At 41.0% G+C, this 24,959-nt stretch carries 28 protein-coding genes; 13 read left to right on the top strand and 15 right to left on the bottom strand.

The window, feature by feature from the left end; genetic code table 11:
- Positions 1-8: 8 nt before the first annotated feature.
- The 4 genes from I2D83_RS08165 to I2D83_RS08180 all read right to left on the bottom strand — a co-directional run bounded on the left by I2D83_RS08165 (position 9) and on the right by I2D83_RS08180 (position 4,009).
- Entirely contained in the window at positions 9-2,756 is a 2,748-nt protein-coding gene (locus tag I2D83_RS08165) for a VirB4 family type IV secretion/conjugal transfer ATPase (protein WP_205947878.1), read from the bottom strand.
- 9 nt (positions 2,757-2,765) lie between these two features.
- Positions 2,766-3,047 (bottom strand): TrbC/VirB2 family protein, encoded by a 282-nt coding sequence (locus tag I2D83_RS08170; protein ID WP_100017238.1) that lies wholly within the window; start codon positions 3,045-3,047, stop codon positions 2,766-2,768.
- Positions 3,044-3,709, bottom strand: a complete 666-nt coding sequence (locus I2D83_RS08175) for a lytic transglycosylase domain-containing protein (protein ID WP_205947879.1) — start codon at positions 3,707-3,709, stop codon at positions 3,044-3,046. The genes I2D83_RS08170 and I2D83_RS08175 overlap by 4 nt, the downstream gene beginning before the upstream one ends.
- A 78-nt stretch (positions 3,710-3,787) precedes the next feature.
- Positions 3,788-4,009 (bottom strand): hypothetical protein, encoded by a 222-nt coding sequence (locus I2D83_RS08180; protein WP_205947880.1) that lies wholly within the window; start codon positions 4,007-4,009, stop codon positions 3,788-3,790.
- Positions 4,010-4,530: 521 nt separating this feature from the next.
- Between I2D83_RS08180 and I2D83_RS08185 the strand changes: the two genes are divergently transcribed.
- The 3 genes from I2D83_RS08185 (at position 4,531) to I2D83_RS08195 (ending at position 7,531) form a co-directional block, all read left to right on the top strand.
- A complete protein-coding gene (locus tag I2D83_RS08185) occupies positions 4,531-6,072 on the top strand; it encodes a hypothetical protein (protein ID WP_205947881.1) in 1,542 nt (513 codons plus the stop codon).
- A 364-nt stretch (positions 6,073-6,436) separates the two neighbouring features.
- Positions 6,437-6,640 (top strand): AbiH family protein, encoded by a 204-nt coding sequence (locus I2D83_RS08190; protein WP_205947882.1) that lies wholly within the window; start codon positions 6,437-6,439, stop codon positions 6,638-6,640.
- 111 nt (positions 6,641-6,751) lie between these two features.
- A complete protein-coding gene (locus I2D83_RS08195; protein ID WP_205947883.1) occupies positions 6,752-7,531 on the top strand; it encodes a hypothetical protein in 780 nt (259 codons plus the stop codon).
- A gap of 277 nt (positions 7,532-7,808) precedes the next feature.
- On the opposite strand, the gene I2D83_RS08200 is transcribed toward I2D83_RS08195, so the two are convergent.
- The 5 genes from I2D83_RS08200 to I2D83_RS08220 all read right to left on the bottom strand — a co-directional run bounded on the left by I2D83_RS08200 (position 7,809) and on the right by I2D83_RS08220 (position 10,559).
- Positions 7,809-8,018: a TraR/DksA family transcriptional regulator gene (locus tag I2D83_RS08200; protein ID WP_161528575.1), complete on the bottom strand. Its 210-nt coding sequence runs from the start codon at positions 8,016-8,018 to the stop codon at positions 7,809-7,811.
- On the bottom strand, positions 8,008-8,592 hold the full coding sequence (locus I2D83_RS08205; RefSeq protein WP_205947884.1) for a DUF2857 domain-containing protein: 585 nt from the start codon (positions 8,590-8,592) through the stop codon (positions 8,008-8,010). The genes I2D83_RS08200 and I2D83_RS08205 overlap by 11 nt, the downstream gene beginning before the upstream one ends.
- Before the next feature lie 16 nt (positions 8,593-8,608).
- Positions 8,609-8,803, bottom strand: a complete 195-nt coding sequence (locus I2D83_RS08210; protein WP_205592586.1) for an AlpA family transcriptional regulator — start codon at positions 8,801-8,803, stop codon at positions 8,609-8,611.
- 154 nt (positions 8,804-8,957) lie between these two features.
- Entirely contained in the window at positions 8,958-9,872 is a 915-nt protein-coding gene (locus tag I2D83_RS08215; RefSeq protein ID WP_205947885.1) for a hypothetical protein, read from the bottom strand.
- 414 nt (positions 9,873-10,286) lie between these two features.
- Positions 10,287-10,559: a helix-turn-helix domain-containing protein gene (locus tag I2D83_RS08220; protein WP_039468625.1), complete on the bottom strand. Its 273-nt coding sequence runs from the start codon at positions 10,557-10,559 to the stop codon at positions 10,287-10,289.
- Between the two features lie 146 nt (positions 10,560-10,705).
- On the opposite strand from I2D83_RS08220, the gene I2D83_RS08225 reads away from it, so the two are divergent.
- Entirely contained in the window at positions 10,706-11,020 is a 315-nt protein-coding gene (locus I2D83_RS08225) for a helix-turn-helix domain-containing protein (RefSeq protein WP_025918866.1), read from the top strand.
- 185 nt (positions 11,021-11,205) lie between these two features.
- A complete protein-coding gene (locus tag I2D83_RS08230) occupies positions 11,206-11,520 on the top strand; it encodes a helix-turn-helix domain-containing protein (RefSeq protein ID WP_025918867.1) in 315 nt (104 codons plus the stop codon).
- Between the two features lie 134 nt (positions 11,521-11,654).
- Here the strand turns inward: I2D83_RS08230 and I2D83_RS08235 are convergent, their stop codons facing one another.
- Positions 11,655-12,926, bottom strand: coding sequence for a tyrosine-type recombinase/integrase (locus I2D83_RS08235; RefSeq protein ID WP_205947886.1), 1,272 nt, complete (start codon positions 12,924-12,926; stop codon positions 11,655-11,657).
- Positions 12,927-13,337: 411 nt separating this feature from the next.
- Between I2D83_RS08235 and I2D83_RS08240 the strand changes: the two genes are divergently transcribed.
- The 8 genes from I2D83_RS08240 (at position 13,338) to I2D83_RS08275 (ending at position 21,125) form a co-directional block, all read left to right on the top strand.
- A complete protein-coding gene (locus tag I2D83_RS08240) occupies positions 13,338-14,204 on the top strand; it encodes a DUF6387 family protein (protein WP_205538324.1) in 867 nt (288 codons plus the stop codon).
- Between the two features lie 78 nt (positions 14,205-14,282).
- Entirely contained in the window at positions 14,283-14,489 is a 207-nt protein-coding gene (locus tag I2D83_RS08245) for a helix-turn-helix transcriptional regulator (RefSeq protein ID WP_015730146.1), read from the top strand.
- Positions 14,490-14,858: 369 nt separating this feature from the next.
- Complete coding sequence (locus tag I2D83_RS08250; protein WP_205947887.1) at positions 14,859-16,064, top strand: tyrosine-type recombinase/integrase; 1,206 nt, start codon at positions 14,859-14,861, stop codon at positions 16,062-16,064.
- Between the two features lies 1 nt (position 16,065).
- On the top strand, positions 16,066-17,376 hold the full coding sequence (locus tag I2D83_RS08255) for a site-specific integrase (protein ID WP_205947888.1): 1,311 nt from the start codon (positions 16,066-16,068) through the stop codon (positions 17,374-17,376).
- Complete coding sequence (locus I2D83_RS08260) at positions 17,376-18,995, top strand: DNA-binding protein (RefSeq protein WP_205947889.1); 1,620 nt, start codon at positions 17,376-17,378, stop codon at positions 18,993-18,995. The genes I2D83_RS08255 and I2D83_RS08260 overlap by 1 nt, the downstream gene beginning before the upstream one ends.
- Complete coding sequence (locus tag I2D83_RS08265; protein ID WP_121304242.1) at positions 18,996-19,394, top strand: hypothetical protein; 399 nt, start codon at positions 18,996-18,998, stop codon at positions 19,392-19,394. It begins immediately after the preceding gene.
- A gap of 97 nt (positions 19,395-19,491) precedes the next feature.
- Positions 19,492-19,902: a hypothetical protein gene (locus I2D83_RS08270; protein WP_205947890.1), complete on the top strand. Its 411-nt coding sequence runs from the start codon at positions 19,492-19,494 to the stop codon at positions 19,900-19,902.
- Positions 19,903-20,246: 344 nt separating this feature from the next.
- Positions 20,247-21,125: a DUF4145 domain-containing protein gene (locus I2D83_RS08275; RefSeq protein WP_205947891.1), complete on the top strand. Its 879-nt coding sequence runs from the start codon at positions 20,247-20,249 to the stop codon at positions 21,123-21,125.
- A gap of 222 nt (positions 21,126-21,347) precedes the next feature.
- Here the strand turns inward: I2D83_RS08275 and I2D83_RS08280 are convergent, their stop codons facing one another.
- The 5 genes from I2D83_RS08280 to I2D83_RS08300 form a co-directional block, all read right to left on the bottom strand.
- Positions 21,348-21,671 carry a hypothetical protein gene (locus tag I2D83_RS08280; RefSeq protein ID WP_241007288.1) on the bottom strand — a complete coding sequence of 108 codons (324 nt, stop codon included), beginning with the start codon at positions 21,669-21,671 and terminating at the stop codon, positions 21,348-21,350.
- Between the two features lie 26 nt (positions 21,672-21,697).
- Positions 21,698-22,075, bottom strand: coding sequence for a hypothetical protein (locus I2D83_RS08285; RefSeq protein WP_165324931.1), 378 nt, complete (start codon positions 22,073-22,075; stop codon positions 21,698-21,700).
- Between the two features lie 35 nt (positions 22,076-22,110).
- Positions 22,111-22,908 (bottom strand): hypothetical protein, encoded by a 798-nt coding sequence (locus tag I2D83_RS08290; RefSeq protein ID WP_205947892.1) that lies wholly within the window; start codon positions 22,906-22,908, stop codon positions 22,111-22,113.
- 318 nt (positions 22,909-23,226) lie between these two features.
- Complete coding sequence (locus tag I2D83_RS08295; protein WP_205947893.1) at positions 23,227-24,570, bottom strand: relaxase/mobilization nuclease domain-containing protein; 1,344 nt, start codon at positions 24,568-24,570, stop codon at positions 23,227-23,229.
- Positions 24,539-24,913, bottom strand: coding sequence for a hypothetical protein (locus tag I2D83_RS08300; protein WP_205947894.1), 375 nt, complete (start codon positions 24,911-24,913; stop codon positions 24,539-24,541). The genes I2D83_RS08295 and I2D83_RS08300 overlap by 32 nt, the downstream gene beginning before the upstream one ends.
- Positions 24,914-24,959: the final 46 nt, after the last annotated feature.

Consider the following 24,959-nt stretch of genomic DNA (forward strand, 5'->3'; position numbering starts at 1 on the left):
GGTGAATATCAGATAGCCTGGTTAAGGAACGTTTCTTTCCAGTCGGTGGGTGACATGCCTTCCTGATAAATGGCATCAAATATTTTCAGATTGTCTTCACTGCCGCTCAGGATTTTGGTGATGTTCCCAAGGTCCGATAAATCCATTCTTGCCATGGCGACAAATGGGCGCGTTTCACCAACACGCAGTGGTGTTTTCAGGACAACCATATAGTGCTCACTCGGATCAAGGTTACGAACAACGTCGTAAACGCTTTCAGGGACTTTCATTTTCTCCACGTAATCCGCACGGCGGGCTTTGGGGTTAGCGAGAAAGATTTGAGTGCTGCATTGCTCAATAATCGCCGGAGCGATGGGATGCCTGACGATTTCATCGGGCGACTGGGTGGCGGGGATAAAAATGCCGTTCAGCTTGCGAATCACCTTGAGCATATTGAGGGAGAATTTAGAAAACTCAACATCAGCTAGCCATTTCCAGAACTCATCCATGAACATCACCAGTCGGCGACCATCCAGCAGGCTGGTGACGCGGTACAGCAGGTAAAAGGTGATCGGCCCGCGAATGTCGTCATCATCCAAGAATTCCGTACCATCGATACCAAAGTTATCAATATCGCTGATGTTGAAGGTGTCCTCCTCGTTATCGAACACCCAGCCGAATTCACCGTCCTGCGCCCACTGCTTCAGTCGTATACGCAGGCCGTTAGTTCGGGCCTCCTTGGTCGGTGGTTCGGGCAACACTTCCAGCAATCGGGTAATACCATAACGGCGATATTCCGGCGGATAGTCCAGCATAATGGTATCCACCGCTGTGCTGATACGCTCTTCATCGCGGGGATCAAGTGGCTTACCGTCACGACGGCACAGCATGCGGATCAGCCGCTTGATAAAGCTGATATTTCGTCGAGTAGGAGCAAGTGAAAATGGGTTAAATCCGGTAGGAATACCGGTCCGGATACGGAAATAGCGACCTCCCATCTGGCGGATCGACATTTCTGCCGCTCTGTCTTTATCAAAGTAAACGGTGGTCAGCCGTTTGATGGTGGCAGAGGCGGAAAATGTCGCCGGATTGCGGTACTTCTGCATCAACTGTTTCATCATCGTCATCAGCAGGGTCTTTCCTGAACCGGTTTTACCGATGATGGCAGTATTCCCCGGCGTTTTCTCATTGAAGTCATCGCGTCCTGCCTGACTGTCATGCAAGTTCAGATAATAACCGCCACCACCGGGAGATTTCAGGATGGCGATAGCCTCACCCCATGGATTGCCGTTGCGCTTGTGAGGATGAAAGTTATGCAGACTCCCCATATCTGCGTAGTTCTGGCTACTGACCACCACCAGACGTGGCCGCAGCGAGTAGACGCCGGGGAGTTGAGCCAGATAGGCGGCAGGTAACGACAACGTAGACAGGGATGTCATGATGCCGAGATCGTTAAAAGGCTGGGCCAGCGCATTGGTCTCCTTTACCACCTGATCGGCGCTGGCGGACGAGACCAGAAGGGAAAAGTGATACTTGCCGCAAGATACATGCCCGGACTGGAGCAGATCGCGTAAGATGATCAATTCTTCACGCTGTGAAATGGCGTCATCGTCGGTTGAATTCAGCCGTTTTTCCGCCAGTCGGATATGATTTTGCGCTTCATCCCGTGCCATACAGGTAAAAGACTGCGTCAGTACATACTCGCTTTCGGCATACAGCAGCGCATCGAGCAGGCCGGTATAGGTCTCCGGTGAATAGTCTTTAATTTCCAGACTGCGGAAGAAGTGGGAACCGCCGACCGTCTGACATTCTGCGGTATCGGTAGTGAAGAACACATCCGGCGTGCTGAGTGTGTGATAAAACGGTGTGCGTGTCACCGCCACGTTCTGCCATTTGCCGGTAATCAGGCGATGGTAGAAAGCGAGTTGCGAAGAGTAAACCCGACCTTTCTCCTCATAAAGGCCCAGTGGTGATGCCACATAACGTGACAGGGCGGTGTTGATGGCTTCATGGTGCTCCAGTATCCCTTTCAGAGCATCATCTAGCGCCTCTTTCCTTTTTCCGGCTGGCTGCGTCTTCATGACTTTTTTCTCCAGCGTGGAGAAAGGGGCATAACAGATGGTGAAAAACAGCCGATGCCGCCAGAGTGGTTTCTCGTTTATTGGCTGGTAATAGCGTTCCGTGACTTCATCCGAAAAGGGGATGCCCGAACTGGCATCAAAGCCATCCTGGTACTTTTCACTTATGCGGTGAATATAGAAGGTGATAGGTAGCCCTTCATACGAGCGGATCAGGTTGTTAAGGTGGCTTGCCAGCAATGTCAGATGATGCTCGTCCTCACATTCAAACACAGCACCGTCCAATTCCCAGGTAGCGACTAAATCACCGGCGCGATTTCTTATGATTTGAGGGTGAATGTGCGAGGAGTAAGGGATGTATTTATCCAGCGTGATGCGCTCGTTTAATTTCATCTTATCGGTAAACTCCGAAACATCGACGGCGTCATAGTGGTTTGCCAGCACTGCACTGGCACCGAAATGGCGATTCGTGGCAAACCGCCCGCGAGTTTTAAAGGCGAGCCAAAGCAGTCCGAAATAATGAATATCCGTTCGAGCTTTTGCTTTCATTTCCAGCCAGGCTGGAATCAATAACAACGTAAGGTAATAGCTGATATAGACCGACAGCAGGACGATAGCCCCGCTGACGATCACGAACGGGACGAGAGGGATACCCATAATGGTTGCAGGGCGGGTCAGTGCTTTGTTCAAGGTGGTCATCGGTTCCCCCTAGGATGCCCAATAGGCACCAAAGCCCGATGCACCGACGATCAGGATGGCTCCGATAATGACGTTGCGCATGTCATGCAAGCTTTTACCGTCAAACAACACCTTATAACCGACCCACATGGTTGCCAGCGTTATCGTAACGGCGGCCAGCCCGAGCAAGCCAGTGGAGGTATTACTCAGCGTATCGTTGGCTTTATTAAACCCGCTCCCTGCTGCTAGCGTCTGGGGCGATATCAATAGGGAAGAAAACGCAGGCCAGTATTTACGTTTTTGCATCGTCATTGCTCCTCATTAATTACAGGTAGGGATACATCGCCGCGAATGATGGCGTTGGGGTAGTGCCAGGAGGTCAAAACCGGTATGGATTTATCTGTGAGTTCACCGCGCAGGACGGTGGTCGGATAATGAATCTCTGAAGTGGATTGGCTAGTGGTACTGTGCTTGAGATCTTCCCGCGTTGACGGGACCGCATAGCCAATACGCTGGATATAACTGGTTTGGTTAAAGGCAGGTTCTGGCTGCTGACCCGTATCGAAATTACCGGAATAGTAACAACTGAGTGCTCTTTTCAGCGTACCGCCTCGCTGGTAGCAATCGGTAAGAATGCGTTCAAAAACGGATAGATTGGTGCAGGGGTCTAACAAGTCATGGGCGGTCACGCCGTAATGCCTGAAATTAGTGCTGGTGATTTGCATCAGCCCGACCGAATAGCGGCGACCTTTTGCGACTACCTGGTTGATGATGTTGATGGCAGTTTGTTTGCTGGTGGGCTGATGAGAAATGACACCTGCACTGCCAGGTGTTCTCTCTTTCTTTGGCACAATCTCAGCGACAGCGTAAGGATTAAAGCTGGATTCTACTTTCGCCACATCAGACGCGGTGGATGGGTGAATTGTGGCGGCACACTGCATGACCGCCGCCAGAAAAGCAGTGGGTGAAAGCATGGTTGCCTCGGTAACAAATCTAGCCACACGTAGCCATCAGATAGTCGATGGCAAGGGCAAAGGAGGGTGAGTTGAGCGTTAATCTTGCTGGGGTGCCTGCGGCGTATCGCTATCGTCTCTCGGCTCAAGGAGAACCAGCTTACCGGAGACAGCAATACCGGGTGTCAGTACGATGTTCAATCCAGGTTTGCCGTTATGAGCGAACGCTACGCCGACCTTTGTCCAGTAAGTGTTTTTCTCTCCGTTAGAATTGGGCTGGTTTTCCTGCGTGACAAACACGTGATAGGTAGGTTTTCTCATGCTATTTCCTTTAATAAAAAGTCATGGTGAATTAACTCAATCGATCACATCCCAATTCTGCATTCCGGTTTCAACGGGTCAGCGAGAACATTCAGCGGTATCCTGAATTGTGGTTTTGTGACAGCCCGGTTCATATTTTTAAAGAGCAATACCCGCCCCGGACGAATAAACGTCTATAAAGCTCGCCAGTAGAAGGTGGCGCGATTAGCGTGCGATATCAGCGTCAGGATGAGAATGAGAAAATCAAAAAAGGAATGAGAGAGAAAATGTGTAGTGTGATAATTATTTTGAATGGATGAGTTGGGTTGAATTTTCACCGGTGCTTTGTAGCCCATGGGAATACCTAATCTGGCAGACAGATTTGTGCCAGGAGCGGACGTTGAAGATACCAGCGAAGTACTAAAACTAATTGTGCAGGATGCTAGAAATAATTCTGATGTGAACGACCAGAATTTGTTACAATAAGCATTTAGTTTTAAAAACACATGATTATTTAAATGTAGCTTAATTCAGAGGTTATAATGGGTGCCAATGGTTTACTAGCAGTCTTCGCCATACTTATTGCCTGGTACACTCTCTTAACAAATGAGAAGCGAGTTGATTTAAAATTACGCCTATCTAAACTTAATATTGCATTTATTATTTTTTTTATATCGACAATTTTGGTAGTTATATATTCAAAAGTTTTGCTAAGCATATTTCCGATAAAACCGATCCCATGGGTGCTAGGTTTTAACGATGATACATTGACTTTTACTTGCCTTTGCATTGTAATAGCATTTTTTGGGTTTAAGACTCTAGGTAAAAGAATACCAAAAGCAAACCTTAATAATTGGATCCGCGTTTCAGAAAGGTATATGCGCGCAAAAAAAATGGAGCAACTTGGATATCTTTTTGATAAATACCATGAGCAGTTGTTCGATATAATTAGTAGTAAAAAATGGTATGTTCGTGTGCATGATTTCTTAAACCCTTCATTGTTTTCCATAATAATAGATAAAGAAAAAGTAAAAAAAATACGATTCAAAAAAAGCAGAAGACTTCTTTCAAAGCTTTTCCCTTGTGAAGACAAGAATCAAGAAGCTATTCAATTAAATATCTCTAAACTTCTGAAATCAAAACCCTTCGTCCATTATTTAATTGACACTCACCCTCACATAGCAATGAAGGCTACCTGTTTATGGTTTAGGGATAGGGATGAATATTACACAAATTTCTTTACTTATTTAATATCCAACCCAAACAGCATTATGTATAGAGAGCTGCGCGATAATCAAAATCGATCACATACCGGGGAGTATGCACTCGACGAGAGTAACACCTTGCTCAATTTTTATTTAAATGATATTCGCACGGCGATCAGTGTAGGAATATGGAAACCTGTAGGTGATTACGTAGTTAGCTATATAAAGAAGCAAAAAGGAAATTCTAACTTTTACAATCAGCCGGACAATTATTTTTCAAGTAATGATGAGCGATGGGAATGCCCAATCTTCGTTGGATTGGTGTTTTTCGATGTCATGATATCAACAGCCATATTCAAACGTTCAAAAGATCATATGTGTCTCATGTATTATCGTTATTTTCTTGAAGAAATTATTAAGAGCCATGAAATATCAGATAGTATAGATGTAAATAGAGAATTCCCCATGCGATTTGATTATCTAATATATGAATTAATCTACAATTGCAATATATGGGTAGGTGCAGCTGAATACCTTTGCTATAACGACTGGACAACGGATGAAATAAAACAATCTCCAGAGTATCATGCGTCTATTACCTTGGGGGCAATGATGCGTCTGATTATTACTTCAGACAAATTGCAGAAGAATCAAAAAACATATCTTTTGGGAATTATCATTAAAAGAATGAACTCCCTTGACCAAAATAAGAAGTCTTTTTACTCCGAGGAAATTTTCATCAACCTTACCCGGTCGTGTTCTTGGTCAGGGATTGACACAAACGCAGTAAGTGAATTGCGACAACTATATAAAAGTGTTGATCATGTTCTAAAAATTAAAAGTTCAACTTTTGAAGTTGAACTTTCAAAAATACCTTAGTCAATAAAGCACTGTTAATAATATATTAATTCATCACCTGCTACATAGGCAGGTGGTAACCTGCTTCCAGTTGATCTATCGATCAAAATTTAAGTCTTATAGAGCTCAGATGTAAGAATAATGGCAACTTCCGCTACTCGCTCATAGCGGACTTCGCTACGCATCAGGCAGTTCACTTCGTGGCAAAAACGGACACCGTGAACATCATGTTGTTTTCATCAATTAGTGAGCAGGTAATTTCTGGAAGTTGTTTAGCGTTAAAGCTAGTCAGGAATACTTAGCCGATAATGCAAAAATCCGGTAAAATGCCAAAAGTCAATAATAAGTCACGAAGCTCCTAGCTTAAAGAAAGGATTATTGGCCTATGAAACTGTACGTAATAGGAAATGGATTTGATTTACACCATGGACTTGATACCAGCTATTTTACTTTTGGTTTTTTCCTACGATCATGCCAGCACGATTTGTACGACAGCTTACCTCCCGTCATTTCACTCGCAGATAGATCTAGTGATTTATACAGGGGGGAGCGAAAAACAGTACTTCAGAGACCACTCCATCTGTACTAATTGCATTCTGAAGTCCCTTATTTATGGACGACAGATTTAATTTTCATATCATCCTTGGCAAATAAAGAGAGGCAGGAATTGATTTCAATAAATAACACTCTAAATATGAATATGGCAAAAAACATCTACCTTTCTCTGACAGGGGCTGGTGTAGTAGTATTCATGATTTACTCGATGAGAATTGGTTTCTTACCTACAGGGTTATCATTGTCAGATGTCATTTTTTTTCTGCTTGTTATCATCTCTTTTTCAATCTTTCTAACATTGTCGCTGGTACTTTGGTATTCCATGTCGGTTGTGATCTCCTATTTCTGCACGAGATTCATTTTACTACTAGCACCCAATAAAAAGATAAAACGTGAAGAGTGGCGCGGAAGACTGAAAGCAACACTCAAAGCAGGGAAGAGGATGAAAATTTATGTTGCTTTATGCGGCCATGCAATCATTGCATTTATAGGTGGCTTTATTCTTATCCTTGGTAGCTATAATGGAATGTTGGAAGCGAAGTCCGTTTTATTGTCATTAGCATGCACAGCAATTTTCATCACCCTGATCCCCTATACATATATAGATAAAAAAATAAAAAAAGAAGATAAAAGAAGTACCGCCATATTAATTTTGGGTCTAATTATTGTTCTCTTTTTTATGATTTCAGATATGGCACCTGTGCTTAGCGATGCAGGCATGAGGTACATTGGGGTCCGCAAAACCAATGTGACAATCCTTCTGCAAGGAAGCGAGTTGGAAATGGCAAGACATTTAACCGGCAATCAGGATCAGACCTTCTTTGAGGGGGACGCGTTGTTTACCGGTGTAGGGACATCTTCTCTGCTGGTTATCAACAACAAAAACATTATCGTGAAAAATGAAAATCTGACCTTGTCTTTCTGATCACAATGATGTGTTGGTTACTTTATTGAGCTACTCCCAGTTAATTCACACATAACGCTGTTAGCAACGTCTGCTCCTCGCTCATTGCTGACTGTCAGGTTTAATCGTGTTCTAACACAGAACCTTGCTAAATCAAGGCTGAGGCAATACAAATAAGTAATAATGGTAGTGATTTTCTATTCAGCCTTTCGATGCTATAAAATATTTATAGTGATTGATTCAGATAATAAAAAACGCGCAGAGAAGATAGCTACTCTGCGCGAATGTCATCCTGTTATCAGCGCTGACGGCGCTCAAGAATAGTCTGGCATTCCGTACAGGTTGTCACGCCCGGCAGGGTTTGTCTTCTCTGCTCGGGAATGGATTCACCGCACAAACGACAGTAATGTAATGAGGGCGTGGTTGCTGGCTTGAAACGGTTTTGTTCAATCATCTCTTCCAGACGTTGCTCATTAAATTCCTGATCGCGATCGATCTCATCTGGCATGCGATGTCCTCCTGTTCAGTGCTTCTTTCTCACAAAGGGTGATACGGTTCCAGACGGCGGTCAGGGAAGGTCCTTTTTCGCGAGAAGACAATAATTCAGTAACTTGCATCATTGCTTCCAGCGCGTCAGGTGTATCAAGGTTTTCAGAGCGGTTCTTTTTCCATGACAGCCAAATTTCTGCATCAATGGCTTCATCTGGGATAGGTGTTCGGCCATAAGGGGTAGTGACCCCCAGCAACCGGCGACGAGCGCAGACTTCATTCGAGGTGAGGCCAAAAAAATGATTAAGGAGTGCAATAGATCCTCCCAATCTGACGGCGCGATTTATCTGCTGCTGGCGTTGCGCTTCCTGGTGGGACAGCGTCAGGATCTGTTGTAGAACGTCGTGACGGACAGTGATCGACATAAACTGTGCCGATGCCCGGCTGACGATAAACAGTTCGTCGAGGGATAGCTGATTGAGGGTATTCAATTCGTCGAATGTGAATCCTAACGTTTCACAATAACGAAAATTACCTTCCTTGAGCGCGGCAAGAGCGTTTGTTAATACCGAGTAATTCAGTGAGGGGAACATAATGCTCTATCTCCCTTCAGCGTGTTAAGCGGTTAGATAATTTGAAGTTAATCCATTCGTCAATTTCAGATTCGAGCCAGGCGACGCTGGCAGGTCCAATCTTTATTGAAGAGGGAAAGGTGCCTTCTTTCATGTACAGGTAGATTTGCGAGCGTTTCAGACCGGTTTTTACTTCCACTTGTTTCAGGCGTAATAACTGATGAGCTGTCATAAATACCTCCAGTGCAGAAATGGGATATGCCCGGAGATGACAAAAAAACACAGTGAGGAAAGGAGTGAAAGTTGAAGAGCCCGTATTACGGACACCACAATCCTTAATACGGGTTTTTTAGATTGAAGCGTGTAATGTCATTTTAATTGGGTGCTTAAACGGACGTCGGCGAACCACGTTCAAGCGCCGTTTTTAACGTATCGCCACTGAATCGATCGGTCATGCCTTCGTCTGATGCCCATTGTTCAAAGATGGACAGAAGCTTATAAGGTTGCCTGATTAATGGGCTGATAGCTTCATTGTTTTTACAGGCAAGCCAGAACAGTCTGGATAATGGAGTGGATATACGTGTCGAGGAGGGGGGAGATGTATCGTTTTTGGCGGGCATGTTAATTAATTTCTCAAGTTCGGCATGTTTGATGACAAAACAGGCATCCTTTGGCAAATCATGAATCGGAAAATATTCTCTATGGCTATACTGCTTTGTTTTCTGGTATGGGATTTTTTCAGTAATATGTGATGCGATATTTTTAGGAAGTCTCATGATTTGCTGTTTTATCCTTTCGCGATACCTGATTTTCTCAAATATTTGAAAGTGATCGTCGCCGATATTGACAGTAAGACCATAGTTAACGTGATTTTCTCCGATTACGGGTAGTGGAATACCCAGAGATCTCGCTAATAAACGTTGAACCAGTACATATTCATAGCCGATAAGCGTTGTATCAATCACTTGTTGAGTGGGGTAAGTATATTTCCCCTCGGTGGTGACGATTAAGTTTCTGTTATTGATGAAACAGTTTTTTTCGAGAATGCATAGCTGGTTAATCAAATGATTGCCTATAGGCTTAAGTTTTGCCTTAGCATTTGATGTTTTGATTCTTCGTAAGATGACTGGAGATTGGAAGTAGATCGAAAGATTGATGTCACCATATAAGGCATAGCGATAAATATCAGCTTCTGTTAACGGTGAGTTTCTTATCTGAGTCGCTATCGCAATAGCTTCTGGTATCGTAATCCAGTTAAATGCATCACTTTTGGTATTGAACATCCTATTTTTCATTATCATGATTCATCTCCTTTATATGAAAATGATATATGCATAGGTGTCTAACATTCCCTTATGCAGCCATGACGTATAGATAGGATTCTAAAAATGAGGAATAGGATTAATGAGAGGTTGTTATTATAACGATGATGTTATTAATCGCTTTTCGCTGGCGGTCACAAAAATGTTCCAACTGGGACGTTATCAGCAGATAGGTCAACTTCCTAATGTCGATTTTTATTCTGTGTGTTGCTGGTTTTATTCAGAGCAATACGACCAAAGCTCCGCATCAAAAAGGAATGAAAATATCCTGATTCAGGGCATATCAATTGGTTCGAAGTAACTAACGAACCAATTGATGATGCGGAATGATTGAATCGAGTGGAGACCAGAATGTTATTCCCTGATTGTTGGCGATTAAGCCCAGCAAGTGATCTAATTGTTTTTATGACGAATTTCTCGCGGAATGCGTTGTCCTTGTGAATCGAAATAACGATTCGGCCAGATTTCACTCGCTGGAATGCCCAGTGCGTCGGCGATCAGTCGTTCACCTTTCGGCCAGGGTCGGTTTAGTGCATTTGCAAGCGTTGATGAACTAAGACCCGCCTCACGTGATACGGCTGCTAACGTCGTCTTTCGTTTGCGCAGGGCTGCAATGATATCGGCAGGATGCCAGTCCATTCGTTGTTTCTGTTGTTCAATGTTCATACGTCCTCCTCTTGAATTGAAATTTTACTTCTTCCAGTAAACTATATCTTTATTGTGGTGCAAGAAACAATCAAAAATAAAGATAAAATTTATTTAGGGAAGAAATGCTTTAAGAAGGGCTTGCCGAGAGAAGCGATAATCAGTCTATGTTGATCAGTACCGTGGATAACACCGTGATTGGTAAGCGATTAAGACTAGCCCGAGTGAACAAGGGATTAAAGCAGGCAGAGCTCGGTTGCCTCGCTGGTCTGGATGAGGAAACAGCAAGCTCTCGTGTGAGCCAATATGAAAGAGAAGTCAGTGCGCCAGATTTTGGGTTGGTTTCTCGGTTTGCTACAGTGCTGGATGTTCCTGAAGCATATTTCTATGCTGTCGATGACGATCTCGCCACCTTGATCCTACAGTATCACCGTTTCAAGAAAGCCAACCCAAACTCCACGCTGCTCATCACACCTCAGTAAGGTTGATTCCCTAATGCGTCATGGTGTTCAATCTCTGTGCGTTTACCCTCCTAAATTTAATTATTCCTACTCTCAATAAATTAAATCTTCATTTTTGGGTTTAAAATAACCAAAAATAAATTTTAAATTTACTAGGTGAAGAACCACTTCAAGAGAGGCATAGCGGGAATGGCGATAATCGGCTTATGTTAATCTGCGAAGCAGGTAATGCCGTGATTGGTAAACGATTAAGATTGGCCCGAGTGAATGCAGGGTTAAAACAGGTCGAGCTCGGTTGTCTCGCTGGACTGGATGAAGAGACGTCGAGTTCCCGTGTAAGCCAATATGAAAGGGAAGTCAGTTCACCGGATTTTGGTCTGGTTTGCCGATTTGCGGCGGTGCTTGATGTGCCGGAAGCGTATTTCTATGCTGTCGATGAAGATCTCGCAACGCTAATATTGCAATACCATCGTTATAAGAAAAGTAACCCTAATTCTACGTTGTTGATTACCCCGCAATAGACCTTCATTTATGTATCCGGCCTGAGTAATTTCCTGACGTTTCAAGATTTTTTGTGAAATGCTGAGGTAAAAATTTTCTCGCTGTCTGAAAAGCAGATCCTGTTATCAGGATCTGCTCTTAGGAGCGTTATCGATCAGGCAGTTCCAGCCGTCTTATGTTGTTGAGCATAAATGTACGGCGCAATATATCCTTCTCGGTTGGTATCCAAATAATCCGACCACCATTGCATCATCGCTTTACGGGCATCGAGATATTCTGCTTTATGGATGTAAGCCGCTCGAACGCTATTGCGTTCCTGGTGGCTCATCTGCCGTTCAACGGCATCCTGCGCCCACAGTCCAGATTCCATCAGCGCACTACAGGCCATTGCCCGGAATCCGTGACCGCAGATTTCATCTTTCGTGTCATAACCCATCAAGCGCAGCGCTTTGTTGACCGTGTTTTCACACATGGGTTTATACGGATTATGGTCACCGGGGAATATCAGTACCTGATGCCCGGATATTTCACCTATCTGTTTCAGAATAGCAATGGAATGACGAGAGAGGGGAACGATATGTGGAGTGCGCATTTTCGCCCCACGCCCTGAGTAGCGGACACCGGGGATAGCTTCGCGTGTGGCTGGAATGGTCCAGATTTTGTTTCTGAAATCGATCTCAGACCAACGGGCAAAACGCAATTCGCTGGAACGGATGAACAGGTGCAGGGTGAGTGAGACCGCCAAGCGGGTTAATTCACGTCCTTGCTTGTAGTCCTCAATGCTAGCCAACAACTCCGGCAGTCGCTCCAGCGGAAGAGCAGGGTAGTGACGTTTAACTGGAGGGGCGATGATACCGTCCAGATTGGTCGCCGGGTTGTGCTCTATCAATTCCTGATGTATGGCATGGCGCATGATGTTGCACATATGCTGTCGGGTTCGTGCCGCCACTTCCAGCAAACCTTTTTTCTCGATACCTTTCAGCAGGTCAATGAAGTGGCGGGTTTTCAGTTCTGTAACAGGCAGGTGTCCAATTATCGGGAAGATATGGTTATTCATGCTGGCAAGCAGGCGGGCGGCATGGTTCTCTGACCATGAGCGGTTGCTTTTATGCCACTCCAGTGCCAGATGCTTGAAGGTTTTTTCTGGTGAGGAAGTGGTTCTTTCAGCGGAGCGCTGCTGTGCGGGATTGATATTCTGCGCCAGCAATTTTCGAATACCGTCACGTTGTTGACGAGCGTCGGCCAGAGATACATCAGGGTAAGCACCTAAGCCGAGGCGTGATTCTTTTCTATTGATGCGATATTTGAGATACCAGAGACGTGAACCGCCTGGATTAACTAAAAGGTAGAGACCGTGAGAATCGGAAACTTTGAAAGGTTTTGCTGATGGTTTTAAGTTGCGGATTTTAGTGTCGTTAAGAGACATTTGGGGGTCACTCCGTCATCGAACCAACTTGACCCCAAATCTGACCACCAAACTCTCCCGATGCGGAGGGAAAACTGAAAATGCATCGGGAAGACTTCTCACGCTAACTCATTGAATCAGAATCACATAGGGATTCGCAAAGCGGCATGAAAACAAGAATTTGGCTCCTCTGACTGGACTTTAACATGCACCTATCTGGTTGTTTTTTCATGTTAAAAATGATTTGCTGGGAAGCGTCTACCAACAAATCTACCAATAACACTATCCGTTTTTAAAAAACAATGTCAACAGGAACTTAAGCTAACTTTTTGTAGCGGCTGTCAGTATTCAGATACTTGGCGCTTAGGAGTAATCGGTCAGTCTAAATCGACTATTCTTTTTCCAGGAAAGGACAATTGATAGGATATTCATATGAAAAACTGGTCGGATAACCACACTAAAGAAATCGAAAAATGGCTGAATATCGATAAGTATCGTCAGTTTGAAAACATATCTCTTGAGCGGCTTTATCATGAGTTAGTGATGAGATCGTTATTTTTTAAATCTGATAATACGAATACTGAATTCATGTTGGCAGAAATTTATGCCACCAGTCTCTTTAGCGGAAAACCCTTCCTCATTACGGACAGCCATATGACTCGCCTTGCAGCAGACGATATGCTTTCCCCATCCCCTCACTTCTCTATAACAACGACCGGAAGGCTGGCAGATCTTTGCATTTACGGGATGGAGAAGTCGCTGTTTGGCCTGCATGACGATGAATATTGGGTAGATAAAAAAATCTATAACATCCCTATTGCAGAGACTATGCCGGTATTATTTCAACACAGTGTGATGATCGAGATAGATCTCACTGCTGGCACTGACGAAGAAATTGCTGAATCACTGAAAGCTCTGCTTCCTCAGTGGCGTAAAATCCGGGGGATTGAGCCAGAACTATCAGACTCTGTTCGCTTTGGCTATGGAACGATTAAGAAAATTATCAATTACAGGCTGCTCCCGATACTTGACATACTTATCTGGGCAAAGCGCAATGATATCCGGGTGTCAGATGATCGCCTTTCCACTCTGCTCCACAGCGATACTGATAAGGAAGATAAAACAAGAACGGGTAGTCGCATAAAGGATACCGACAAACCCCTTGCGATTAAAACAGTCAGTAAGTCATTCATTCTTCAGTTTCATCATTTCCTCAACAAGAATCCCCACTTGAGAGATATGAAAGTGTCTGGTGTCATGAAACTCGGAGATAAGGAGGCAGATAAGGAGAAAGATTAGGGAAGTCTGGAGGTGCTGAAGTTCGCTTGTTTCCCTGATTTTTTCATATAGTCTCTTCTAAAACCAATAGGAGAGACTATGAATACCCAGAATCGCCTTATTCGTTTCCCCGAAGTAATGAGAAAAACCGGCTTTGGAAAAGCCTGGCTCTATCGTCTTATTAGTGAAGAGCGTTTCCCCCAACCTGTAAAAATCGGTATCCGTGCTGTCGCATTTGTTGAACATGAAATTGATGAATGGATATTGTCCGCTATCGAAAAAAGAAAATGTAAAGAATTCCAGTGAGTGGAATTTATATTCTACAGGGAGTTTTACAGGTTATAAGAAGAATTTTATTTAATGGTTTTTTAGAGGGTTATTAATTTTCAGGTGAGCTTAATGATAAAAGTGTAAAGTTTATCTATGATGATTGATGTATTTTTTACAAAATACTTTACATTTTATCAAAGAGTCCTTTATTTAAAGGCTTCTCTCAATATCGGTATGGATATCATCAACTAGCCGTACCTGTTTATCATTCGTCAAATAAATTTTTTTAAAGTATTAATAAGTAAATGAATTAGTCCCTTTTATTTGTAAAAAATTTGATTTATTTAATTCATGAATATATTAGATAAGTCGGAGCGATATTAAAACGTAAAGTTTGAGGGAACAATGGGATACAAGATAAAAAAATTCATTACGAGTGGTGGAGAGCGAGGATATCTAATCCTTGATAAAAACACTGAACTGCCAGTTTACTATCAAAATCTTTTTCTTACTACAAATGTCAGGAATAAAAGTGCAACCGCTTCAACGATAGAGATAGTTGCAACTAATCTGCTGATTTTCAGTAGGTTCTTAGATAGCAGAAAAATAAATATAGTAGAAAGAATTGAGAATAAAGAATATCTTAGTCTTGCTGAAATAGATGATCTTATAAGATATGCAAGGCAAAGGTTCGACAAACAGAAAATAATAAATATAAAATTGATGAATAACACGTTTATTGCTAAGAGAACTTTTAGTTATAGGATACATGTTTTTTCACGTTATCTTAATTGGTTATGCGGATTAGTTCATTCGGCAAAGGGGATTAATGCAAAGTATGAAGTAGATTCATTTATTGACAGTATCAAAGCACATATACCAAAACACAGTTCATTGAATATGAATGAAAGATCTGAAAAATCTTTAAATGAGGAAGAGATCAAAATACTTTTCCATCTATTGGAAATTGGCGGGATTGAAAATCCTTTTCATAAGGAAGTTCAGATAAGGAACAGACTGATATTCACCTTGCTCTTGAGTTTAGGTTTAAGGGCTGGAGAGTTACTCAATCTCAAAGTAGATGATTTTGATCTCAGAGACAACACGCTGAGCATTATTAGAAGGCATGACTCAAAGGAGGACAGAAGACCTTATCAGCCATTAGTTAAGACTGGTGAGAGAGTTATTCCATTATCTGATGAGTTAGCTAATGAAGTTCTTGATTATATAATCAATAGTAGGGAAAAGATGACTAAGAGAAAAAAACATAGTTTCTTATTAGTTACGCACTGCACCGGAAAAACTGCTGGAGAACCTTTAAGTATTTCAGCTTATGAGAAAATAATATCAACCTTGAAGAGAGCAAGTCCAAAATTATCCAGTCTATCAGGTCATAGATTAAGGCACTCTTGGAATTATGTTTATTCAAAAGAAATTGAAGGGTCTCAATTGGAATATAGCAAAAGGAAAGACTTAAGAAATTATCTTATGGGTTGGTCGAAAGAATCAAAAATGTCTGAGAATTATAATTTCAAATACATAGTGCAAAAAGAAAAAGATGCCGTCTTAAGAGTTTATGATTCAGTTAACAAAATAATTAATGAGGCATAGCATGGAAATAAAATATATTGAAAATGAGACTGTCTTTTTAGCCAGAATGTCTGGCTATAGTTTCAAACTTTCCGATAGGAAATGGCAATTAGACAAAGAAACCTGTGTATACCCTTATAAAGTGGTAGAAAAAATGCCCGAACTAATGAAGCTTAGCTACCTAAAGACACTGGCCTACTATGCTTCTGAATATAGTCCAAGTTATATTGAAAGTATTAATTACCTGTTCAATGAGTGGTTTGGGATCATGACCATCAATACGATTGATGATAAGGCAGTATATCAATTGAATGTTCACTTAGGCTCAACGAAAAACTACAGGCTAAACACCATTAAGGCTTTTATTGCCAAATGGAAAGCGTTCAATTATCCAGGGGTAGAGGCAAGTGCTCTCAGAATGATGGAGAGAATAAAAATCATTCCGAGCAAAACTGGAGAAGCAGTCAAAAGACGAGAGCCGAATGCAGGTCCATTAACTGAAACCGAATTCAATACCATTCTTAAAATCGTGGGAAAAAATTATAGAGAAAATAAAATTGATTGTTATTTATATTGCTATATTGTCTTGTTGGCAAAAACAGGAAGAAGACCAGTGCAGTTAACATCTCTTAAAGCCAAAGATCTCATCAAAAACGAGAAAGGACACTTTCTTAATATACCAAGAGTAAAGCAACAAAAATATTTCAGAACAGAATTCAGTTTGAAAATGATAGATAGTCAATTGTATGAAAATTTATTAATTCTGATTAATGAAAATCAGTCTTTTGTTGAAGCTCAATTAGGTGCTGAGGTTTCTTACCTGAGAGATGAGTTGCCAATTTTTCTGGATGTTAAAAAAACGGCTGAAATAAAAGGTGTGGACAATTTTACATCTTATTTTAAAACGGATTTTCTTCACATGAGAAATTCATTTATCTCAAGGAAGTTAAAAGAGTTTTCTGTTGAGTTTGATATTAGATCCGAAAGAACTGATAGTTATTTAAAACTCAATGCAAGAAGATTCAGGTATACATTAGGAAGTCGTTTGGCTAATGAAGGTGCATCAATTGAGGTCATTGCTAAAGCATTAGACCATAAATCAGTAAACTCATCTGGAGTATATGTAAAAAATAGTCCTGACAATGTTCATGATATCGATAACAGGCTAAGTCCTTTTTTTAATCCCTTAGCTAATATATTCATGGGGGAGAAAAGTGAAGAAAACAAGGATCTGTTTATTAAGCATGTTTTAGATTCCTTTTTACTCATTGATGATAGGAAAGAGGAAGTTAAATGTTTAACTTGTAAAAACTGCAAACTCTGGAGTGCATAATGAGCAATATTTTCATATTTGAGCCAATTAATACTAATGATCCACACAAGAATACTGCTAAATTTATCGAGTTTTGCAAGACTACTATTTTTAATAGCACTTTAGTAACTTCATGGGAGAGTAATATATGGAAAAAATTTTACAGATTTAATAAGTTTGACATGAAAAGAAATTCAAACAGCCGGGAGCCTTTAGATGACTGTTTTATTGATTTTGCCAAAGCATACATGTTGCATGTGCATTCATTCAATAAAGCTAAGTCGAAACCCACAACATTAGCAATGTTGAAGATTGTTGAATTTGTTTTATTAAAATTAACCATGAAAGCTAATGTAACTAATTGTAATAATTTGGTTTTTGATGAATGCGTAAGATTAGCCTCTGAAAAGTATTCAAAAGAACATGCATGTTTTATTGGAAAGGAGCTTGAAAATTTAAGCATATTTTTAAGTGAAAATAGAATGACTAATTCATCTTACTTATTTTGGGTAAATCCATTAAGGCGTAAGGTCACTCAAACCTGGAGTGGTTATGAGCCTTCACTGGAAGGTCATTCTAGATTGCCTGATATCAAGTCTGTTATAGCAATTGCGGAGATTTTTTCAAAGGATGATAAACAATTATCTCCCAAGGATATATTTACTACTTCTGTGCTTGCGTTACTAATGTGCGCTCCAGGCAGAATTTCAGAAATTTTAGGTCTACCAGAGGATTGTGAAATCACCGAAAATGATAGTAAGGGGATTCAACGATACGGTTTGAGATTCTTTTCAGCAAAGGGATATGAGGGAGATATAAAGTGGATACCTACTGCGATGATACCAGTAGCTAAAAAAGCTATTAGTAGATTAAGAAAGTTATCCAGTCAGGCAAGACTTTTGGCAATAAAAATTGAAAGTAATCAATCTGAATCATTGGAAAAAACACTCAGAGAAAATATACCAGAAGATTTTCCCTGGTATGATGCTGAGAAGAATATTAAATATTCAAATGCACTTTGTTTATTAAATGAAGGGCAATTATGTAAAAGAAAATCCGTAAAATTGGATCGTTTGTTCAGGCCTACAACTCATTTTTTTATTGATTCAGCGAATATCAAAGGAGATTCTAATATATTTAATAGACATCATTATTTGAATGAAGATGGTAGCCCATATTTATTGAGAACACATCAACTGAGACATCTACTTAACACATTTTCTCAAATAAATGGTATGGATGAATTTAGCATTGCTCGTTGGTCTGGAAGGAAACTTATTTCACAGAATGTGTCTTATGATCATCGGTCGCATCTTCAAATGTCTAAACTGATAAGAGATGAAAGATCGTCAGTGATTACGAATACTCACAGAGTGAAACAAATACCCGTTGTTGATCTAAATGAGTTCGATTCATTGAGTAGCGGGGCAATCCTCATTACCAAATATGGGTATTGTAAGCATTCATATGCATTTAAGCTTTGTGATGCTTACCCTTTTAAAGAGTCTGGTATGAATAATGAGAGCTTAGCTAAAATACACAATAAAGTTATAGAAAGAACACTTTATGATAAAAATGATGGAAATATCCATGCTGAGAAATGGTATGAGTTTCAAAATAAAATAATAAAAGGAGAGTAAATGGCTAAGCATATAAATGGTTATCATGAAAAGAAGATAGTAGATTTAATTAATACATGGCCCATAGATAACAAACTAACCTGGGATATTTTATGTGACAAGTTAATTGGAGTCATTGGAAAAAGACCATCGAGACAATCTTTAAGTAGTCATGTAAAGATCGCCGAAAGCTTCAATGTAAAAAAAACCATTATCAAATCTGGTGAAGTCCACACGGTAAAACCCGCTAATTTAAAAGTAGCATCGCAAAGAATTAGAAGGCTTGAAGCAGAGAATGAAGCGTTGAAGGTACTGAATTCCCGATATTTAGAACGGTTTGAAATATGGATATACAATGCTCATCTTAAAAAAATAACGCTTGAAGAACTCAATAATCCCTTACCTGCAAAATATCTTTAGTTGATAGTTTTTAGCTATTGACATGGTTAAATATTATGGTATTTCTTTATTTGTCAGGATGACAATATTAATCATTTGAATGCAAGGATGCATAGTTATGAAAAAAATAAATATGAGTTTGATGGAAAAGTATTTGCTGTTGCTGGACAGATTCGTTGATAAACTTGACGAGTCTGGTTTTTCAGAATCAGAAATCACAGAGCAGTCTTATCTTTTTTGCGCAGGCTTTTACATTAAATACCAGCAGGACATAGAAAATCTGACATTCTCAAACAGAGAAGTTGTGCTGAGCTTTTTGCTTCTTTCTTACTATAGCCATATCGAAAAAATCAGTGATGATTTGATTGATAAAGCCCGTCTGAACAAAGTCTTCCACTCCATCATCAGTTTTATCATCAACAACGGTGGAAGAACCGAGCGAATCTACGTTCATGAGAAGAAGAAATATGACGCCAACAAGCTGATAAGGGCTTCAACGAGCCCAAGGAAGAGTGGTTGTCGATTGTGATGAAATGCATTGGCTAAGATCTGATCTGGCAGTGTTGGTGCACAGAGCTAAACGTAGTATGGCAGGCAGCTCTGTGCCAGGGGCGAACATTCCTAAATTTTCTCTAAACTATGAGTGCTGTAATTATATCCAGTTTGTATTTGGATGCCTCCATTGCTTGTTAGGCGGATTAACCTGTATTTGTCGCTTAAGAAAATTTAAGCTGCACCTATAAATTATTGTAAGTTGTGAAAAAGCAATGTAATGTTTTATACATTACATTTACAAAGGTGGGAACGTCAGTGTTTAAATACAGATCTTCTCGCTGAATAAGCGGTTAGCCATTCAAAAAGAACAAGTGAGAAATGAGCAATAAAACTGTTAAAAGCTATTGTCGTGATTGTTGTAAAAAAACTAATCACAATATTTTGTCAGGTTATACTGATTCGCATCGCGGAGAATACCAATGCGATATTTTATATCAAATATTGCAATGCCTAGGGTGTGACTCCAAATCCTTCCGTAAAGTGTTTTACGATATTGAGGCAGCGTACCCCACGCATGATAATAGCTGGGAGGTTCCCGAGGATGTAACTGTTTATCCCAAGGTTGTTGAAGGTCACAAGGAAATAGACAACTTATGGGAACTGCCAGAGATCGTAAGAATTATCTATTCCGAAGTACTCATGGCGTTGCGGGAAGATTCAAAAGTTCTCGCTGGGTTAGGATTAAGAGCAGTTGTCGAGGCGGTTTGCAACGATTTAAACATTCCAGGAAAAAGCCTTGAAGTAAGAATTAACAAACTAGCAAGTTCTGGATACATTTCAAAAAATGACGCAGAGCGACTACATGGGATTAGATTTATGGGCAATGATGCAGCCCATGACATCAAAACGCCTAAAGATGTGACGCTATCAGTTGCGCTTCAAATCGTAGAACATTTGATAGCTTCTGTGTATATTCTTGAACAAAAAGCAAGTGGAAATATTGAAACAACAGTTTCTAGATATGAAGTTTTCGAGAAATTACTTAATGAAAAACTCAAAAATTTTAACGTCGGTGATGAATATCCTATAGCAAAATATCTAGGCAAAGATATGCGCAGGGTTAAGGAGTCTATATCGACATTAGAGCAAGAGTTAATCTTAAAAATCGGTAGCGACGAGTTCACGAAGTTGTCAGTAGGTAAAGTTGATACTTATCAAAGCTCACAGAATCAATTGCAACACTTTGTCGTTAAATAGTGGCTAACAAAGCGCTGCACACCGACAAAATGCCGCTGAGCTCTATTTTTCCGGTGTCAGCGTCGACTTGTTGAACTCACAGTTCAATGCAGCCTGTCAGATTTGATTGTGTTCTGCGCGCGAAAACTTCCAGTTCAAGTTTAAGATAATGCAGATGAAAAAAGCCCGTAGTTTCACCACTACGGGCTGATACTTTCCCTAATGCTGTTTATGACGTATCAATTATTTGGAGGGTGAAACCTTCCAATTTCCTTCAAATTTAAAGAATTTAAACTCCATAGTTGAGGTTTTTTCACCCAGGAAGGGGAGTTTTGCACTGTATTCGACTGTGCATTTGTAACCCCCGTCGCTGTCTTTCTCTTTACAGGCGATTTTCTTAGCTGAATTGAAAGCGACCCTCGCTGATTCAGACGGTGCGCCCTTATTCATCTCTTCAGTAAAAGACTGCATTGCTTTTGTAATGTCTGCATCTGACGGTTCGCTGTCGCAGCCGGTAAGAAAAAATGACAGCACCAGTAAACCTAAGGATAATTTTTTATTCATCATAGCTCTCGTTAGCTGATTATTGCCTGTTAAAATACACCGTGTGTAAGCTCACTTGTGTTATCAGAGAAAACGTAAGTATCAATTTTTTCTCCTTTAAATCGCACAAGCAGAGATTTACTTTGCATGTCAGAGCCGCCTGTGAATAATCCACCGACAACAGGAATGAATGAGGTCGCTTTCATTTGGCTGTTACTCATTGTGTAAGACCATTGATCTTCACCGTCCACGACCATACGGCTATCGGGCTTACCAAACGAAGCTAAGACCTCATTTTTTGTCGTCTTTCCATTGATCAGTTTCGCTTTCACGCTTTCTTGTGTTTCGTTCTTTAATGACTGGTTGCCAGTGGATGTGCAGCCGACAAGACACAGTGAGACTAATGCTGCGATGATGATTTTTTTCATTACTATATGCCTTAATATTTATTATTAATTAATTTTTAACGTGTTAATGATTTAACAAGATGTCTGAATTCAATGTTAAATTTATCGTCTCTGACATTTACCCACCAAATTTGAATGTGACAGGCTAATGTTGACAATAAATAGATATGTAAGATATATTCATTTCTGAAATCGAAAAGGAAAATACAAATTGAAATGACAGAGATAATATTAAGAATGATAAAGATCATAGAGAAAAGACTAGGAATAGGCAGAGTGGAACTATAGCTGGCAGCAGAAAATTTACATTTAGGTCCAAGAAGTATAGCAAATGTAGTTAATCCAAACACAATAAAGGCTTTTCTGGGGAGATTAATGTGTCGTTCTTTGGTGGTTTTATTAACAATCACTGCATCTTCAAATGATGTATAAGCGTTATGATCGCTATAGCAGTGAAATGCGTATTTTTTAATACGATGTGATTCTCTGAACGCTAACCCATGCGCAGAGATTTGTGTTTCGGCTCCGTCATCTTTTTTTACCCACAGGGTATCGTTGTTCGGGTCATAGCTGATGACCGTGCCTGAGAACGTTTCCTGAAATGTATACGCCCGACCGCAAAACTCAAATTTCTCGGTGGTGATTTGTTCTTTCCACTGCTGATGCACCCAGTCTCTGGCATCAGCGTCTTCTTTCCGGTTATTCCTGTAGGTAAAAAAAGTCCAGATCAACAGGGGAGCACTGACGGGCAGCCAGAGCCACCAGACTCCGATGGCATTTCCTCTGGAAAACCAGTCAATAAATAAAGGCAGCAATAATGCAATCCAAAAACGTCTCATGAGTAAAATGCTCATACAAATTCCTTAATAGCTGAAAGTGAAGGTCATATTCGATGTATGAAGAAGTCAGGAACTATGCATGAGACGAGTTGTGTCATTTCATAACCTTTCGTTAGTTGAATAAGTAAATAGAACAGTTAAATCAGTATTTTATGAGATATCGCAAAGCTACATTTTGAACAGTTGTGATTAAACAAAGCAAATCGCTTGTAACGATCGATGGTTTACTTATGATAGATAAAATCTATCATAATTTATTTATAGATCGGTTATATCGATCATTGATCTTGTCTTTTTTGTATGAAAAAGAGCTTGATGTAAGCCTTGCCAGCCCTACATCGAAGGGGAGCGGTTACCGTGGATTGAAGGGATTTCAGCCGTGTTTTTTGGTGTTAACGCCGTAATTTCTATTATTTTCCCGCTAGTGATTGTGGTGTGTCTTTCTCGACGTTTGAGTGTCGGTATTTTCAGTTTTTTTAACATGCCAATGATGATGTTGAGGTAGGGGATGGTTTCTAACCATCTGAACGTTGAAATTGCATAGCTTCGATTGGGAGCTTCTTTTACCGCTTCGGTTACATGTGCTTCTTTACCACCGGCACCAGCTTCTATTGCAGCTTCAGTTGCATACGCTTCTCTATCACTTGCATCAGCTTCTGAGAGAACTACTTTGGAAACGATAGCGTATTCGTCCTGACCAGCACGGTTATCCTGGATAAGCGCTTCGATGCTGTCGTTAACGCCTTCTGTTGTGATTTCAGTAGCGGTAGTTATGGCCACATCAGGCGCTTCACTGACAGAGGCTTTCAGTGAGAACAGAAAGTCATTATCGCGTTCCGGTATGTAGTCGAGCTTGCTCTGTAGAGGAGACCAGGAATACCCTTTACCCAATTGAGATGCTTTGAAAGCAATCCCTTGGTATTCGAATGAAAAACCATTCATCTTTCCGGTAGAAGCGATGTTCGGAACTACCCTGATGTTTCGTGCCACAAGCTGCGTCACAAACTCAGTCGTTGATGGTTTACCGGCAAGTAATGCTTCAAGAGCTTCCTGAATGACCGATTTGGGTGATGGCTCTCCTTTATATTTCTCCATCATCGCTTCGTTACGCGACAGCTTTTTAGGTTTTGGTATTGCGCCCATAGGCTTTTGTGTCGGAGACTTTCTGGGTAGCGAAGTAGAGGAGGGCGATACTGGAGATGCTTCCGGTCCTTTTGTTCTTGTCAGTGAGTAGTCGCGTTCAAGCTGCTGAATGATACGAGTGCTGATGAGATTTTCATTTTTGCCGAGATAAAGTTTCCCTGCATGTATGTCTATGCGGCTTGCGATAATGTGAATGTGCTGGCCGTCAATATCATCATGTAACACATAGCATCTCAGATGCGTTTCAGCGAAGCCCATGCGCTTCATATAGTCATCAGCAATCTCTGACCATAGAGCATTTGTCAGCGCTTCGTTTTTCGGCAGGCGAAGCGAATTGTGCCAGACAGGTTTAGCTACATCCTGGCGAAGCGTTTTTGTGGTATTAAATTCAGCGATCAAATCGCCGGCTGTATCCCCCATCATGTTTCCACCAATCACTACCGGATCATTTTTATGATGAGAAGCTGGTTTTAATGCGTATAGAACGACACCAGCGAAGTTTTTACCTCGCCTGATCTTCTGCATTCCCTTCATGGGAAGCACTCCACATATTAGTGGTAATCAGATTTGTGCGAAGCTCTGAGATCTGACGTTTCACAGCGAAGAGTTCTGTTTGTGATAGCGAACTATCATTACTCTTACTATCCAGATGAGCAGTAAGCCTGTTCAGTTTCTGCGAGATTTCGCCAAGGATTTTCCATGCTTCGAGATTAATCGGAGGAATAACTGAGGGAAGGTTATGCTGAAATGCCATACGCAGCCATTCACCTTTACGGTGATGGCCACGCCTTTCATTCAGAAGCGACAACTCTTCATCATTAAGCCTAACACTGATACAGTGGCCGCGAAGGATTTTATTAAAATTATTACTTGCCATATGAATTCCTTTTCATAAAAGACTATCGTTTAATAAATTATTTTAT

Origin of the sequence: Pectobacterium aroidearum (assembly GCF_015689195.1) — a bacterium.
GTDB lineage: Bacteria > Pseudomonadota > Gammaproteobacteria > Enterobacterales > Enterobacteriaceae > Pectobacterium > Pectobacterium aroidearum.